A 14,099-nucleotide genomic window follows, 5' to 3' on the forward strand; every position below is an offset into this window, starting at 1 on the left:
CCTGAATGCATTTCACTTTATTATGATATCCTAGAATTGGTAGTATGTATAATATTTAAACCGTAAGTGTTTGTAAACATTTCTTTAAAATATAGGTGTAAGCTGTGGACAACATTCAATATCTAACGCTAAACTGAAATAGCCGTAATACCAATAAGATTGGGGATTTGCAAATATGAACTCACAAGAAAAACATTTAATTGTTCTGGATCTAGACGGAACTCTTTTAACCGATGAGAAGAAAATCTCATCTAAAACACACGATATATTAAAAAAAGCCCGCTTAAAAGGGCATGAAGTGATGATTGCTACTGGCAGACCCTATCGAGCCAGTGAGTTGTATTATCAACAATTGAAGTTGACGACGCCTATCGTCAACTTCAATGGAGCATTCGTGCATCATCCAACTGATGATTCTTGGGGTGTCTTTCATGAACCAATGGATTTAAAAGTAGCAAAACAAATCATTGAAGCATGCGATGGGTTTAAATTCCGAAATATTGTTGCTGAAGTGATGGATGATGTTTATTTACATTATCACGATGAAAAGATCATCGATGTCTTCATGATGGGCAATCCAGCCATTTCAACGGGCGATATCCGAAATGTCCTGACTGACCATCCTACTTCCATGCTTATCCATGCAGAGGAAGAAGATGTGGCAGACATTCGGGCGCATTTAGATGAAGTTCATGCGGAACTGATTGATCATCGCAGGTGGGCTGCACCATGGCATATTATTGAAATTGTTAAATCAGGACTGAATAAAGCGGTCGGAATCGAGCGAGTAGCTTCTTCCTTACATATTCCACAGGAGAGAATCATTGCATTCGGAGATGAGGATAACGATCTTGAAATGCTTGAATACGCAGGAACAGGCGTTGCAATGGGCAATGCTATCGACCCTCTTAAAGACATTGCGAACGAAGTGACACATTCTAATGAAGAAGATGGCATCGGCCGTTACCTTCAAAACCGTTTTAATCTGTAAACTCTGAATCGACAATGGCAGTGTTGGGTATATATTCTTCCTTTTTTATCTCCCCTTTTAGCCATACTAACAAAGAGCGCATTATGCGTTCCAACTTGCAAAAGGGGTGGATAGTGTTGGGTAGAAATAAATCAAAACGATTTGTACAACAAGGTAAAATTGCTGTATCAAAACATGATGAACGCATTCCGTACCATCTGACTTATGCTGAAGCTGAGGCTAAAAAGCTTGCCTCACACGGTGCAGGTTCAGGAGGAATGGAATAATGAGTAATCCATTATTCCAACAAGCACGCAGCGCTGTAGCTTCTGCAAAGCAAGCTTGCAGTACGGGAGAAAACGCTCAAATGTCCATTGATAAAGCCAAGAATGCTTTGTCATCTGCTTACGCTAACTCAAATGTTGAAGAGCAAAAGCAGCTCCACGCTTTTCAGGATGAGTTAAACCGCCTATCATAAACCAGATCAAAACAGGGTTGTCCTATCTCGGACAACCCTGTTTTATCATGGGATAGTGATGACATATGGATGAATGATCTTCCCATCCCCATCATCCCTCTCATATAAATGGATAAACATCTGATCAGTGCTTCCTTTTATCTCTGGAAGTATTATGGAAAAATCGCTCCAATTAGGTGCTTCTTTATTAACCTTCAGTAACGCTTCTTTCAGCAGCACCCTATGCCCATCCTCCACTGAATAATAAAAGCTTCCATTCGATACACAGGCTTTTCCGGAAACTGTATACCTCCCTTTAACATGTCGTATATTTACATGTCTAAAAGAGTGATTCTCTTTGGGTACGGTAAATGAGGTCACAGCCCGTAAAGGATGGTCGAAACCACTTAAATCTTCCCCCATAAACTGAGCTTCTATTGTGTATCTGCCCTCTGGAACACGTTTACCATCCTGTGTGTAATCCCATTTTTCTTTCCAGATTTTTGTTCCACCTTTTTTCAAGACAATGTTTTGTAAAGCCTGTAAGAACGATTTCCCCTCACTGTACTGATAAACCACTTCCCCCAGGTTATTTTTGATTGTAAAATCAAATATTTGGCTAGTATGGAACGTCAGGTTTTTCTCTCGATCACTATGGTTATAGAGCTGAAGCCAAATGCCGGTCCCTTCTTCTTCAGGAAAAGACGTTACAGAGAAATTCAGGGGTGTTTTCTCCGCATTGGTGGTCAACGGGAAACTGAAAAGTATGAATGTACTAGCGAGTAAATACAATAGTGCCTTCAAGGTGATGCCCCTTTCTAAATAGGTTCACCTCTAGTATTTGTTAAAGCCAGGAATCTAATCTTTTCTAAAAAATCCAAATATGCCTGTCGTTTGAACAATATTCGTGAAGGCATTCGGATCTACATCTTTAATGGTATGTTCTAGCTCATACAACTCATAGCGTGAAATGACGATAATCAACATTTCCTTATCCTCACCTGAAAACGCCCCTTTCGCAGGTAAAGTCGTAATCCCCCTCACAAGCTTGGAATGAATCGCTTCTCTTAATTCTCTCGATTTCTTTGTTACAATCATGGCCGTCAGCTTTTCATGACGTGTATGAATTGCATCGATGACACGAGTCGAAGCATATAATGTTACCAGCGTATACAACGCCTTCTCCCAGCCGTAAAGGAATCCGGCAGAGGTTATAATGACAGCATTCATCAAGAAGAAGTATGATCCAACCGGCTTATCTTTCATTCTCGAAAGAATCATCGCGATGACGTCCATTCCACCAGTGGATGCCCCCCATTTCAATGTGATTCCGACACCTACTGCTGCGATGACTCCACCGAATACCGCATTAAGAAGGATATCAGGTGATAATTTAATAACTGGAATCACTTCTAAGAATAACGTAGTCAGAGTAACAGAAATAAAGCTATACACAGTAAAGGAACGGCCAACCTTAAGCCACCCCAGAATAGTTACAGGAATATTCAATATGAATAATAAGATACCCGTTGAAATATTAAATGGTGCAAATTCTTTTAATACACTTGATAACAGCTGGGCAAGTCCCGTGAAGCCACTAGCATAAACGTTGGCCGGGATAAGAAAAAAATTCATGGCAATGGCGCCTAATAGGGACCCGACCAACACGACGATAAACTTCTTTGCTTCTAACTGAACATGATCTCTCGACATGCACATACCTCCTACATCTAGTTGTTATTTTCTATGTTCCACATTACATCTTAACTAAACTCACTCGACTATTCATCTTTTTATGATAAATTAACGTCCAAGCGATTGTTATTTTTATGAAAAATCGCTAGACTAAAACTATAAAGCTTAGTCAAAGGATGATATGAATGACTGTAAAATTATTTGCTGATAGTGCAAGCGACCTTCCTGCTTCCTATTTCAACGAACACAACATAGAGCTTCTACCACTTAAAGTACATATAGATGGCCAAGACTATGAAGACTTACTCACCATCGAACCGAAAGACGTATTTGAAAAGATCAGGGAAGGTCATATGCCTAAAACCTCTCAAGTCTCACCGGACCTTTTCTTAAAAAAATTCACACAGCTGGCAGAATCAAATCAATCAGGCATTTACATCGCCTTTTCCTCTCAATTGTCAGGTACATATCAAACGGCAGTGATGATCCGGGATCAGGTAAAGGAAGAATATCCGGAACTTGACTTGACGGTCATCGATTCAAAATGTGCATCCCTCGGTTACGGATTAGTCGTCATGAAAGCGGCGGCACTGCTTGAAAACGGCGGTTCAAAAGAGGAAATCATTGACGCCTGTCACTTTAACTCTGAACACATGGAACATTTATTCACTGTAGAAGACCTTGAATATCTTGCAAAGGGAGGCAGGGTTTCAAAAGCATCTGCCTTCCTGGGTGGACTCCTTAATATAAAGCCTTTACTTCATGTTGAAGATGGAAAGCTCGTTCCGATTGAAAAAATGCGTGGAAAGAAGAAGCTCCTCAAACGCATTCTCGAATTAATGGAAGAACGTGGTGAAAACCTTTCAAACCAGGTTATCGCCATCAGCCATGGAGACGACGTGGAACTTGCCCATGAAATGAAAAAGCTGATTGAAGAAAGGTTTTCACCAAAGGAAGTGTACATCAGTATTATTGGATGCGCAATCGGATCTCATACAGGCACAGGTACGTTGGCGATCTTTTTCTTAAATGAACACTCATAATCTCCCCACCACTTTCCCATACTAAGAGTGAAACCCACTATGGAAGGGAGTATCAGCATGCCACATACATCTGATAACGAAAAAAAGGCACGGGATAACAATGCCTTGCGCCAGGAAAAGAATAAAATCAAAGAAGTGAACCGTAAAGAGGGTAAAAATCAATACTCCAAGAAGACGGATCATTTGTAGGGAATCAGCCGGTTGAGGGTACTAGTTCTTTATTGAGCTAGTGCTTTTTTCGTGGAGACGGAGGAGGCGCAGACCCTACTTGATATATTATCGACTCCACCCACTGCTATTTTTAAAAAACCTCCATCATTTCCTTTCAAAGAAGTTGTATGTAACATCATTGCTTGTCTATAATGAAAAGAGAAAAGTTATGGAGGGGTTACATATGGCAAAAGAGAGTTCATTTGACATAGTATCAAAAGTGGATATGTCAGAAGTGAGCAATGCGATTCAGATTGCGTTGAAAGAAGTTCAAACACGCTATGATTTCAAGGGAAGCAAGAGCGACATTAAATTAGATGGGGAAGAAATCGTTCTCGTATCTGATGATGAATTCAAAATGAATCAATTAAAGGATGTCCTGCTAAGTAAACTGATCAAGCGTAATGTTCCTGTTAAAAACCTTGATTACAGTAAGATCGAAGGAGCATCAGGAGGAACGGTCCGTCAACGGGCGAAACTCGTTCAAGGAATCGATAAAGAAAACGCAAAGATAATCAACACCATCATCAAGAATTCAGCCGTAAAGGTAAAAAGTCAAGTTCAGGATGATCAAGTTCGGGTCACTGGAAAAAGCAAAGATGACCTGCAGAAAATCATCGCTGCCATTCGCGAAGCTGATCTTTCCATCGATGTACAATACGTAAACTTCCGTTAATAACGGTTTTGTCAAGAAGTCTAATGGGTACAATAAACCCATTAGACTTCTTTCATTTAGGAGGAATGACATGAAGAAAAAAGTCATCATTATTGGGGCAGTCGGTGGTGGTGCCACAACTGCATCACAAATAAGAAAACTAGATAGTGAAATAGAAATCGTTCTTCTCGAGAAATCATCCTACTTATCTTACGGAGCATGCGGCATGCCTTACTATTTGGGAGATGTGATCAAAGATCGGGAAAGTCTTTTTGCAACCACTCCTGAAAAATTACATACTCAGAAAAATATCGATGTGCGAATGCATCATGAAGCGCTTAAAATTGACCGCAATAATAAGGTCATATCCATAAGGGATCATGGTCAGAACCAGGACTATGAAGAATCATATGACTATCTCGTGATCGCGACAGGAGCTTCGCCTTTTCTTCCGGATATTCCTGGCCTGCATCAACTTCCGTCTTTCCATCTTAGAACAGTGGAGGATATGGACAGAATCAAACAGTTTATTGAAACCTCCAAGCCTGAATCTTGTACGATTATTGGTGGTGGTTTCATCGGGGTGGAAATGGCTGAGAACTTCACCCATCTAGGGATGAAGGTGAGTATCGTTGAACGATCTGAACACGTGATCAGCATCGTTGATGAAGAAACAGCTACTACATTGCAAGATCATATTAGGGAACAAGGCGTCCGAGTGTTTACACATGAAGGGCTGAAAGAAGTGCGTCCAGAGGGTACATTGATACTAGATAGCGGAGAGATTCTTCAATCCGATTTCATTCTCCTCTCAGTAGGTGTGAATCCACGAAATCATTTAGCGAAGGAAGCAGGATTGTCTATTGGTGAGTCAGGCGGTATAGTCATTAATGAATTCATGCAAACAGAAGAGCCCTTCATTTATGCAGTAGGGGATGTTGTAGAGTCCATTGACTTTATTGATGGAACTCAGAAACAAGTTCCACTTGCATGGCCAGCTCACCGACAGGCGTATATCTTAGCCAGGCACCTGTCAGGATCCCCAGTGCCTTTTAAGGGGATGCTCGGGACGGCGATTGCTAAAGTGTTTGACCTCTCCATTGCTTCAACTGGACTAGGGGAAAAGGAATTAATCGAAAAGAACTACACATACAAAACAGCCGTTCATGAAGGAAAGTCCCACGCAGGCTACTACCCTGGGGCCCGTGATGTATATGTGAGAGTCCATTTTTGCCCGAATTCCGGGAAGATCTTTGGAGGGAACGTAGTGGGAGCTGAAGGAGTCGATAAACAGATCGACATACTTGCGACAGCCATTCGTGGGGGACTTACCATTGCGGACCTTCAGGAAATTGAAACATGCTACGCCCCTCCCTTCTCATCGCCGAAAGGCTTATTGAATATGATTGGGTATAAAGGCGCCGGGTTGATGGAGAAGAAATAACGGAGAATCCTTTTAAAATGTAGACTATAGACCAAACACGTTAATTAAAACTTTTTTCGGGTAAACACTATTCTAAGATAACCTAATCTATTAAAGGAGTGTTTTCATTGGCGGATAAGCAAAATCAGAAGCAAACGTTCCCCCCTCAGCATCAGGATCATCAGCCAGGTACGGTGGATGAGATGAATCCACAACCGATTCATACGGATCAAAACTATAAAGGTAGCGGTAAGTTAGACGGTAAGGTTGCTCTTATCACGGGAGGAGATAGCGGAATCGGACGGTCGGTTGCCTGGTATTTCGCACGGGAAGGAGCCCATGTGGTGATTTCGTACTTAGATGAGCACGAAGATGCCAATAAAACGAAGGAACTGGTAGAAGCTGAAGGGGTAAGGTGTGTCCTTTTTCCCGGTGACATTGGAAGTTCGACCTTTTGCAAGGACATCATGAACAAAACGATTTCAGAGTTCGGGAAGCTTGATATTCTTGTGAATAACGCTGCTGAACAGCACCCTCAGGAAGGACTGACGGATATCAGTGACGAACAATTAGAGCGTACCTTCAAAACGAATGTATTCTCCATGTTCTACCTAACGAGAGCCGCCCTGCCTCACCTAAAAAAAGGAGCATCGATAATTAATACGGCTTCGATAACAGCGTATAAAGGGAATAAGGATCTAATCGATTATTCTTCTACAAAAGGGGCCATTGTCAGTTTCACCCGCTCACTGGCAGAAAATATTGCATCTGATGGGATCAGAGTAAATGGAGTGGCTCCTGGACCGATTTGGACACCCCTGATACCTTCCACTTTCAGCTCAAAGAAAGTATCTGAATTCGGAGGAAATACACCCCTTGGGCGTGCTGGACAACCCTTTGAACTTGGCCCCGCTTACGTGTATCTAGCGAGCGACGACTCAAGCTATGTGTCAGGACAGATGATTCATATAAATGGTGGAACAGTCATAAACGGATAAACGAAAAGCGACTGAAGCAAATGATTCCCCCAGAAATAGGAGAGTCATGCAAGTCAGTCGCTTTTCGTTATGATTCCACTTTTCGACCACTACAAGAACTTCTTGTCACCAGTTGATGTGGAACAATAATTCTCTTGATCGGCTCTTTCGGGTTTTCAATTTTTTGGATCAGGCTTTTTGCCGCCTCATTCCCAAGATTGAATATGTTGATATCTACTGATGTAAGAGGCGGTCTCGACATTTCAGCCAATAGGACATTATTAAAGCTTACAATGGAAATATCATCGGGAACACGAATACCCATTTCGTCGAGTGTGTTCAAGACTCCTAATGCCATTAAATCATCAGCTACAACCAGAGCAGTCGGAGGCTCTTCCAATTGCATAAGCTCATTGATAGCCTCACGTCCACCTTCACGAAGAAATTCTTCATGGATGATATAATCGTCCTTCATAACGATTCCAGCGTCACTCAATGCCTTCTCGTATCCTAAGAGACGCTCGACAGTCACGACAAGATTCAGGTCCCCACCAATAAATCCAATACATTCATGCCCAAGCTCCAGGAGATATTCTGTTACTTCCTTCGTTGCCCTGTAGTTATCATTATCTACATGTGTGATTTCTTCACAATATTTATAGGGTTTCCCCACGACAACAAATGGAAAATTACGTTCCCTTAAATAGTTCATCACCTTATCTTCCACTTTCGAGTAAAGCAAGATGATCCCGTCCACTCTTCCCCCTTGAACCATTTGGACGACACCTTCATATATTTCCTCTTCGGACTGGCCTGTGGACATTTGAAGGGCATACTGTTTTTCCTGAGCCCCTTCACTTAGACCTCTCAACACAGTTGGAAAGAATGGGTTTTGTGAAAAAGTACTGGCTGAACCTGGTAATACAAGGCCTAGCACTTGAGTGGACTGATTTGCAAGACTCCGTGCAATAAAGTTAGGATGATATCCCAACCGCTCCATTGCTTCCCTTACTTTTTGTTTTGTCTTTTCACTGATTCTTGGATTATTAGCTATTACCCGTGAAACGGTAGACGGAGCTACATTTGCAAGTTTCGCTACATCCTTTATCGTGACAGCCATTCATTCCACCTCCCCTCTTATGAAACGGCAACTTCTATTTTAAGAAAAGTTCCCATCCATTACATACTAATTAAAACGCTTCCAATTTGTTTTTTAAAAAAACATGTAGTAGGGCTCTTTGAAAGTGCCCTACTGTTCATTTATTTCTGCTTCTTTCCTTTTCCACGTTTCCATACGAGATAGAGAAAGAGAAGGAATAGAGTATACATGATACCTAGTGCGAATAAGTAAGGATAATTCAAGCCACTCTTGTTCTTAAGCATGTAAATCTCTGCTTCTTCCCGGTCAAGTACAAGCTGATAGTTCCCATCCTTGTCACTTCGTACCAGGTCATCACTGATTAATCCTTTTAATTCATTATTATCCGCTAAATCTTCTTTTGTTAATTGAACATTTTGTGTTTCACTCGTATTGTTAATGGCGATTACCACGGTTTGTTCCTTGTATGTTCGCTTGTAGACACCCATTCCGTCTTTATCGTAGAGAGGCTCGATATCCCCTCGTGTAAGCGCGGGGTATTGTTGACGAAGTTCTCCTAATCGACTGATATAATCAATTAATTCTTCATCTGCCCTAAAGTTCATAAAGCGGCGATTATCAGGATCATTCCCACCATCCACGGCAATTTCAGATCCATAGTATACGATTGGGATACCAGGTGTAGTGTACATGTACGTTAGAGCGAGTTTCCACCTTGTTCCAGGGAAAAGCTTCTCTTGAACAAGCAATCTTGTAAACCGTTCCATATCATGGTTATCAATGAAAGTACCCATCATATATGGATTATCATAATACGTTTCATTGTATTTCCAAAAGTTAAAGAGGCGATCCATTGACGTATCCGGCTTCTTGAATACAGAACGCAATTCTTCTGCTTGAGGGACATTTACGAATCCATCGATTCCTACACCATTGTACTCAGCAATCTTCTCCGGGTCCTGATCAAACACTTCACCTAACAGGTAGAAGTCTTCTTTAACTGACTTCACCTCATCACTGAATTCGGTCCAGAATTCTTGAGGGACATGGCGGACAGTGTCCAGCCGGTATCCATCAATATCTGTCTCTTCGATCCACCACTTCGCAGCATCAAATAAGTAGTCTCTCACTTCGGGGTTTTCTGTATTTAAATCGGGAAGGTCGTATAACCACGCATTTTTAAGACTTTCTTCATTATCAAAATTCATTGGCTGCTTCTCATGGAACCAATCTTCTTTTTCCGGGTCATTTACCCATGGGTGCTCCGGTCCTACATGGTTCACAACAAAGTCTAGCATGACTTTCATATCACGTTTATGTGCTTCTTCCACAAGCTTCTTGAACGTCTTCATTGAACCAAAATGTTCTTCCGTCTTATAGAAATCTGTAATCCAGTAGCCATGATACCCCATTGGCTGATTATCAAAGATCGGGGTCAGCCAGATAGCGGTGAATCCCATATCCTTAATATAATCCAGCTTATCGATTACACCTTGGAAATCCCCACCTTGATAGGCTTTGGGATCTTTCGTATTTACATTCTTGTCATTGTTCGTATCCCCGTCATTAAAGCGATCGACCATTAGAAAATAAATGGTCTCATCCTGCCATTTTCGTTCTTCTTTTTCAACTGCACCTACCGGAAGGGCGTAAAAAAGAAGAAACGGGACTAAAATGAGAGATAATACTCTTCTTTTCATCTCCGCTCCTCCTCGAATGTTAGTAACGCCTATAAGATTATCCTTTTGTACCCCCTGTCGTCAATCCTGAAACGAAGTATTTCTGGAAGAACAGGAATAATAGAGCAATCGGTACAGCAATGAGTACCGATCCGGCAGCGAAGGTTGTAAATTCTGCTCCGAATTGTTTTGCTACCATATCATAGAGGGCAACCGGTAATGTATACATCTTTTCTGATCGTAACAGGATACTTGCAATGATAAAGTCTGCGAATGGCGCAATGAATGAAAACAGTGCAACAACCGCAATGATCGGTTTCGCAAGAGGCATGACGATCTGGAAGAAGATACGTAAATGCCCTGCTCCGTCCATTTTGGCCGATTCATCAAGTTCTTTCGGAATCGTATCCAGATACCCTTTCATCAGCCATGTGTTCATCGGAATTTGACCTCCAACATACACAAGGATCAATCCGATATGAGTATCTAATAATTTCGTTAGTAATGCTAATACGAATATCGCAATTAAGGCAGCAAAGTTCGGGATCATTTGTAAGATCAAGAATGTCATCAATCCATTTTTGCGTCCAGCAAAGCGATAACGGGAAAAAGAGTATGCCGTTAAACTGACAAGTAATACGGTGAGTGCCATCGTTGATAAACTGACCTTCAACGAATTCCAATACCAAAGCATATAATTACTTTTTTCTAAATCGAATAATTCCTTATAATGTGCCAACGTTGCATTTTTAGGAATGATGGATGAACCTGATAAGCTTTGTCCCGGATTAAAGGACGATCCAATGATCCAGGCAACTGGATAAAGAATTATGGCAAACATGATTCCGATGGCTACGTATGAAAGTGTTAAACGTATGAGTTTCTGTCTCTTCATATTCATATTACATCATATCCTCTTCTTGGAATGATTTCGTTCTCTTGAACTGCACAATCGCCACTGTGATAACGATAATAGATAATAATAATGTAATGGCAGCCGCTTTCGAATATTGCGCGGATGTCATAGTCAGACTATAGATCCATGAGATGAGGATGTCTGTTCCACCTGCGTTTTGCCCAGTTAAAGCAGGGCCACCACCATTGAATAAGTAAATGACATTGAAGTTATTAAAGTTAAACGTGTATTGCGTTATGATGATTGGTGCCGTTGCAAAAAGGACAAGAGGTAGCGTAATGTTCTTGAATTTCTGGAAGGCTGATGCCCCGTCGACTGTCGCTGCCTCATAAAGCTCATCAGGTATCGATTGAAGAACCCCCGTTGTCATGGCAAAAATGAATGGGAAACCTAACCAAGCCTGAATACCAATAAGGGCAATTCGTGTATACATCGGTTCGGTCATCCAAGGAAGATCGCCTATGCCGAAAAACCCAAGAATATCACGGTTGATCGTTCCGAACGATTCATTGAACATACCGGCGAACACAAGGACGGAAACGAAAGCCGGGATTGCCCAAGGCAGGATGAATACCGTACGGATGATTGCTTTTCCTTTTAAATCCTTTTGATTGACAAGGATGGCCAGGAATACACCAAGTGTCACTTGAAGCGTTGTCGCTCCGAATGTCCAAACGAGTGTCCAGGCAAGTACGGTAATAAATGTTTCTCGCCAAATATCAATCTTGAAAATATCAACAAAGTTTTGAATTCCTACCCAATCGACTAATTTCGCCGGTGGTGAGTGATACAAATCGTAGTTTGTAAATGCCAGTAAAACAACAAAGATAATCGGGAAGATGACCACGAATACGAGTAGTAAAAATCCAGGTGACATAATAAGATATGGAAAACCGTTGTCTACCAGGTTTTTGTACTGCTCACGGATCGTACTAAGCTTCTCTCCTCTGTCTCTCTTTTCTCCGTTCTTATATGCGTCCCGAAGATTGAACCAATAAAAGCCGATTCCGAAAATGGATACTATGATTGCGAGGATTCCATAAACCATTAAGAAAATGGAATGATCTCCATATGAGATATCTGTCCCAAGGGTTGTAATCCCCCATAATCCGTATCCGATCAAATCTCTAAAGACAAGAATGAAAGCGGCTGTCATAACAAGGAAGAATCCGCCCTTTAAAAACTGTCTATGATACATCTGACCTAAACCAGGGATTAGGGAAAGGGCCAGCGCTTTTTTTCTATGATTTGTTTGATAGGATTGTCGTTCCATTCTGTATTCCCCTTTCTACGTTCACTATTTGACAAGCTTCAAGATCTTTTTAAGAAAAGAAGTGTTTATTTCCTTAAAAAGCCCTTGAATTGGTCTTTAAAAGGATAGCAGTACCTCTCAAGATGAGAAGTACCGCTATGTTCATTCATTAGTTAGAGTGATTTGCATCAATATTTTGCTCGATTTGTTTCACTGCAGCATCAAGAGCCGCTTTCGGTTCTTGTTTACCAGTCACTACCGTTTGAAGTGAGTCAGCCATTGGTCCCCATACTTCTCCCATTTCTGGGATGTTTGGCATTGGAACTGCATTTTGTGATTGCTCAGCAACCGCTTTTGCACCTGGGTTGTCAGCGATCGCGGGATCGTCGATCAGCCCTTGGTTTGTTGGTACTTCTTGTGTTTGTTCAAAGCGTAATTTTGCATACTCGTCTTGAGTGATGAATTCGATGAATTTTTGAGCCCACTCTTTATTTTTAGAGTAGCCAGATACGTGCCATCCTTTAACACCCATGAATGTTTTCATAGGCTCACCGTTTGGAAGCTTAGGCATAGCAGAAATACCAATGTCAATACCAGCATCTTTATATCCTTGGAACGACCAAGGTCCGTTCATGACAGAAGCAACTTTTCCTTCACCAAACAGACCGTCCATTGCAGATCCGCCATTTTCTCCGATGATACCTTTAGGGAATAATCCATCTGTGTACCATTTTTGAATATATTCAGTACCTTCTACAGCACCGTCATTGTTTAAACCAAGATCTTTCGCATCTAGTGCCCCGTCGTTTTCAGCAAATACATATCCGCCGAATCCACCGATCGGTGCATGTGCGAAATAGAAGTTGTCCCAAAGAGCTAAGAAACCATAGTTTCCATCTTTCGTGAAATCTTTAGAGAATGTGTAAACTTCATCCATTGTTTTTGGCGCTTCTTCCATCAACGCTTTATTGTAAACAAATACAGGTGTTTCAGAAGATTTTGGAAGACCATATAATTTCCCATCATAGCTTTCAGCTGTCATGGAAGATTCAGTGAATCTATCTCCAATTTCCCCATCCACTTCTAAAGCAGCAATATGACCTGCAAGAGCAAGCTCACCGATTTGATCATGTGGTAATGTTAATACGTCTGGACCCGTTCCAGCAGGACCGTCTAAACGTAGTTGTTCTTTCATCTTAGTAGCCATTTCTACTTCTTTCACTTCAACCTTGATGCCAGTCTCCTCTTCGAACTTAGCACCAACTTCATCTAGCCATCCGGATTTCTTCTCATCTTCCCAGACAACCAATTTTTCAGGTTTGTTTGAATCGTCAGCTTTTTTCTCCCCGCTGTCACTTCCCGATCCTTCCTCACGGTTTGGACCACAAGCAGCCAACGCCCCTAATACAAGCATAATTACCATAAGTAATGATAACGCTTTCTTCATCTTGACCCCTCCTAAGTATGATAAAAATGGTGATAATTTAGTAGACTGAACAAACGCTTGCACATACTAAGACTTAAACCCCTAAGATACCGCTTACATTAACTGTGAAAACGATTGCACAACCTATTTCTAATTATACAAACTATCTTCCTTTTGACAATACTTTTTTGAAAATTATTTATGTTCTACGAAAATATAGAAAACGATTTACTTGTTTGTATGCGTTTTATTGACAAGCTTCAAAGTTTAGAATACTCTTTAAATGAATTAACAAAG

At 41.3% G+C, this 14,099-nt stretch carries 15 protein-coding genes; 8 read left to right on the forward strand and 7 right to left on the reverse strand.

Annotated elements, in window-relative coordinates; all coding sequences use genetic code 11:
- Nucleotides 1-175 precede the first annotated feature (175 nt).
- The 3 genes from FGG79_RS08320 (at nt 176) to FGG79_RS08330 (ending at nt 1,448) form a co-directional block, all read left to right on the forward strand.
- Nucleotides 176-991 carry a Cof-type HAD-IIB family hydrolase gene (locus FGG79_RS08320; protein ID WP_138777240.1) on the forward strand — a complete coding sequence of 272 codons (816 nt, stop codon included), beginning with the start codon at nt 176-178 and terminating at the stop codon, nt 989-991.
- Nucleotides 992-1,107: 116 nt separating this feature from the next.
- Nucleotides 1,108-1,257 (forward strand): hypothetical protein, encoded by a 150-nt coding sequence (locus tag FGG79_RS21720; protein ID WP_171050840.1) that lies wholly within the window; start codon nt 1,108-1,110, stop codon nt 1,255-1,257.
- Nucleotides 1,257-1,448: a DUF3813 domain-containing protein gene (locus FGG79_RS08330; RefSeq protein ID WP_138777242.1), complete on the forward strand. Its 192-nt coding sequence runs from the start codon at nt 1,257-1,259 to the stop codon at nt 1,446-1,448. Before FGG79_RS21720 ends, FGG79_RS08330 begins: the two co-directional genes overlap by 1 nt.
- 45 nt (nt 1,449-1,493) lie before the next feature.
- On the opposite strand, the gene FGG79_RS08335 is transcribed toward FGG79_RS08330, so the two are convergent.
- Both FGG79_RS08335 and FGG79_RS08340 read right to left on the reverse strand, forming a co-directional pair.
- Nucleotides 1,494-2,231, reverse strand: a complete 738-nt coding sequence (locus FGG79_RS08335) for a BsuPI-related putative proteinase inhibitor (protein ID WP_138777243.1) — start codon at nt 2,229-2,231, stop codon at nt 1,494-1,496.
- Between the two features lie 54 nt (nt 2,232-2,285).
- Complete coding sequence (locus tag FGG79_RS08340; RefSeq protein ID WP_138777244.1) at nt 2,286-3,140, reverse strand: YitT family protein; 855 nt, start codon at nt 3,138-3,140, stop codon at nt 2,286-2,288.
- Between the two features lie 167 nt (nt 3,141-3,307).
- Between FGG79_RS08340 and FGG79_RS08345 the strand changes: the two genes are divergently transcribed.
- From FGG79_RS08345 to FGG79_RS08365, 5 genes are all read left to right on the forward strand, one after another.
- Nucleotides 3,308-4,165 carry a DegV family protein gene (locus FGG79_RS08345; protein WP_138777245.1) on the forward strand — a complete coding sequence of 286 codons (858 nt, stop codon included), beginning with the start codon at nt 3,308-3,310 and terminating at the stop codon, nt 4,163-4,165.
- 57 nt (nt 4,166-4,222) lie between these two features.
- Entirely contained in the window at nt 4,223-4,354 is a 132-nt protein-coding gene (locus tag FGG79_RS08350) for a DUF3941 domain-containing protein (protein WP_138777246.1), read from the forward strand.
- A gap of 205 nt (nt 4,355-4,559) precedes the next feature.
- Nucleotides 4,560-5,051 (forward strand): YajQ family cyclic di-GMP-binding protein, encoded by a 492-nt coding sequence (locus tag FGG79_RS08355; RefSeq protein WP_138777247.1) that lies wholly within the window; start codon nt 4,560-4,562, stop codon nt 5,049-5,051.
- Nucleotides 5,052-5,121: 70 nt separating this feature from the next.
- Complete coding sequence (locus tag FGG79_RS08360; protein WP_138777248.1) at nt 5,122-6,474, forward strand: CoA-disulfide reductase; 1,353 nt, start codon at nt 5,122-5,124, stop codon at nt 6,472-6,474.
- A 107-nt stretch (nt 6,475-6,581) separates the two neighbouring features.
- Nucleotides 6,582-7,451, forward strand: a complete 870-nt coding sequence (locus FGG79_RS08365; RefSeq protein WP_138777249.1) for an SDR family oxidoreductase — start codon at nt 6,582-6,584, stop codon at nt 7,449-7,451.
- Nucleotides 7,452-7,518: 67 nt separating this feature from the next.
- On the opposite strand, the gene FGG79_RS08370 is transcribed toward FGG79_RS08365, so the two are convergent.
- From FGG79_RS08370 to FGG79_RS08390, 5 genes are all read right to left on the reverse strand, one after another.
- The gene (locus tag FGG79_RS08370) at nt 7,519-8,550 is read right to left on the reverse strand and encodes a LacI family DNA-binding transcriptional regulator (RefSeq protein WP_138777250.1); all 1,032 of its coding nucleotides are present in this window, start codon (nt 8,548-8,550) and stop codon (nt 7,519-7,521) included.
- A 140-nt stretch (nt 8,551-8,690) separates the two neighbouring features.
- Nucleotides 8,691-10,229 (reverse strand): alpha-amylase family glycosyl hydrolase, encoded by a 1,539-nt coding sequence (locus FGG79_RS08375; RefSeq protein ID WP_138777251.1) that lies wholly within the window; start codon nt 10,227-10,229, stop codon nt 8,691-8,693.
- A 37-nt stretch (nt 10,230-10,266) separates the two neighbouring features.
- On the reverse strand, nt 10,267-11,109 hold the full coding sequence (locus FGG79_RS08380) for a sugar ABC transporter permease (RefSeq protein WP_138777252.1): 843 nt from the start codon (nt 11,107-11,109) through the stop codon (nt 10,267-10,269).
- Between the two features lies 1 nt (nt 11,110).
- Nucleotides 11,111-12,397, reverse strand: a complete 1,287-nt coding sequence (locus FGG79_RS08385) for a carbohydrate ABC transporter permease (protein WP_138777253.1) — start codon at nt 12,395-12,397, stop codon at nt 11,111-11,113.
- A 148-nt stretch (nt 12,398-12,545) separates the two neighbouring features.
- Complete coding sequence (locus FGG79_RS08390; protein ID WP_138777254.1) at nt 12,546-13,823, reverse strand: extracellular solute-binding protein; 1,278 nt, start codon at nt 13,821-13,823, stop codon at nt 12,546-12,548.
- Between the last annotated feature and the right edge of the window lie 276 nt (nt 13,824-14,099).

The sequence above is a fragment of the Bacillus sp. BHET2 genome (assembly GCF_005938125.1).
Taxonomy (GTDB): Bacteria; Bacillota; Bacilli; order Bacillales; family Bacillaceae_B; genus Rossellomorea.

Coding starts and splice junctions, on each gene's coding strand:
- FGG79_RS08320 (WP_138777240.1), top strand. CDS start 176: ATGAACTCACAAGAAAAACATTTAATTGTTCTGGATCTAGACGGAACT.
- FGG79_RS08330 (WP_138777242.1), top strand. CDS start 1,257: ATGAGTAATCCATTATTCCAACAAGCACGCAGCGCTGTAGCTTCTGCA.
- FGG79_RS08340 (WP_138777244.1), bottom strand. CDS start 3,140: ATGTCGAGAGATCATGTTCAGTTAGAAGCAAAGAAGTTTATCGTCGTG.
- FGG79_RS08345 (WP_138777245.1), top strand. CDS start 3,308: ATGACTGTAAAATTATTTGCTGATAGTGCAAGCGACCTTCCTGCTTCC.
- FGG79_RS08350 (WP_138777246.1), top strand. CDS start 4,223: ATGCCACATACATCTGATAACGAAAAAAAGGCACGGGATAACAATGCC.
- FGG79_RS08355 (WP_138777247.1), top strand. CDS start 4,560: ATGGCAAAAGAGAGTTCATTTGACATAGTATCAAAAGTGGATATGTCA.
- FGG79_RS08360 (WP_138777248.1), top strand. CDS start 5,122: ATGAAGAAAAAAGTCATCATTATTGGGGCAGTCGGTGGTGGTGCCACA.
- FGG79_RS08370 (WP_138777250.1), bottom strand. CDS start 8,550: ATGGCTGTCACGATAAAGGATGTAGCGAAACTTGCAAATGTAGCTCCG.
- FGG79_RS08375 (WP_138777251.1), bottom strand. CDS start 10,229: ATGAAAAGAAGAGTATTATCTCTCATTTTAGTCCCGTTTCTTCTTTTT.
- FGG79_RS08380 (WP_138777252.1), bottom strand. CDS start 11,109: ATGAATATGAAGAGACAGAAACTCATACGTTTAACACTTTCATACGTA.
- FGG79_RS08385 (WP_138777253.1), bottom strand. CDS start 12,397: ATGGAACGACAATCCTATCAAACAAATCATAGAAAAAAAGCGCTGGCC.
- FGG79_RS08390 (WP_138777254.1), bottom strand. CDS start 13,823: ATGAAGAAAGCGTTATCATTACTTATGGTAATTATGCTTGTATTAGGG.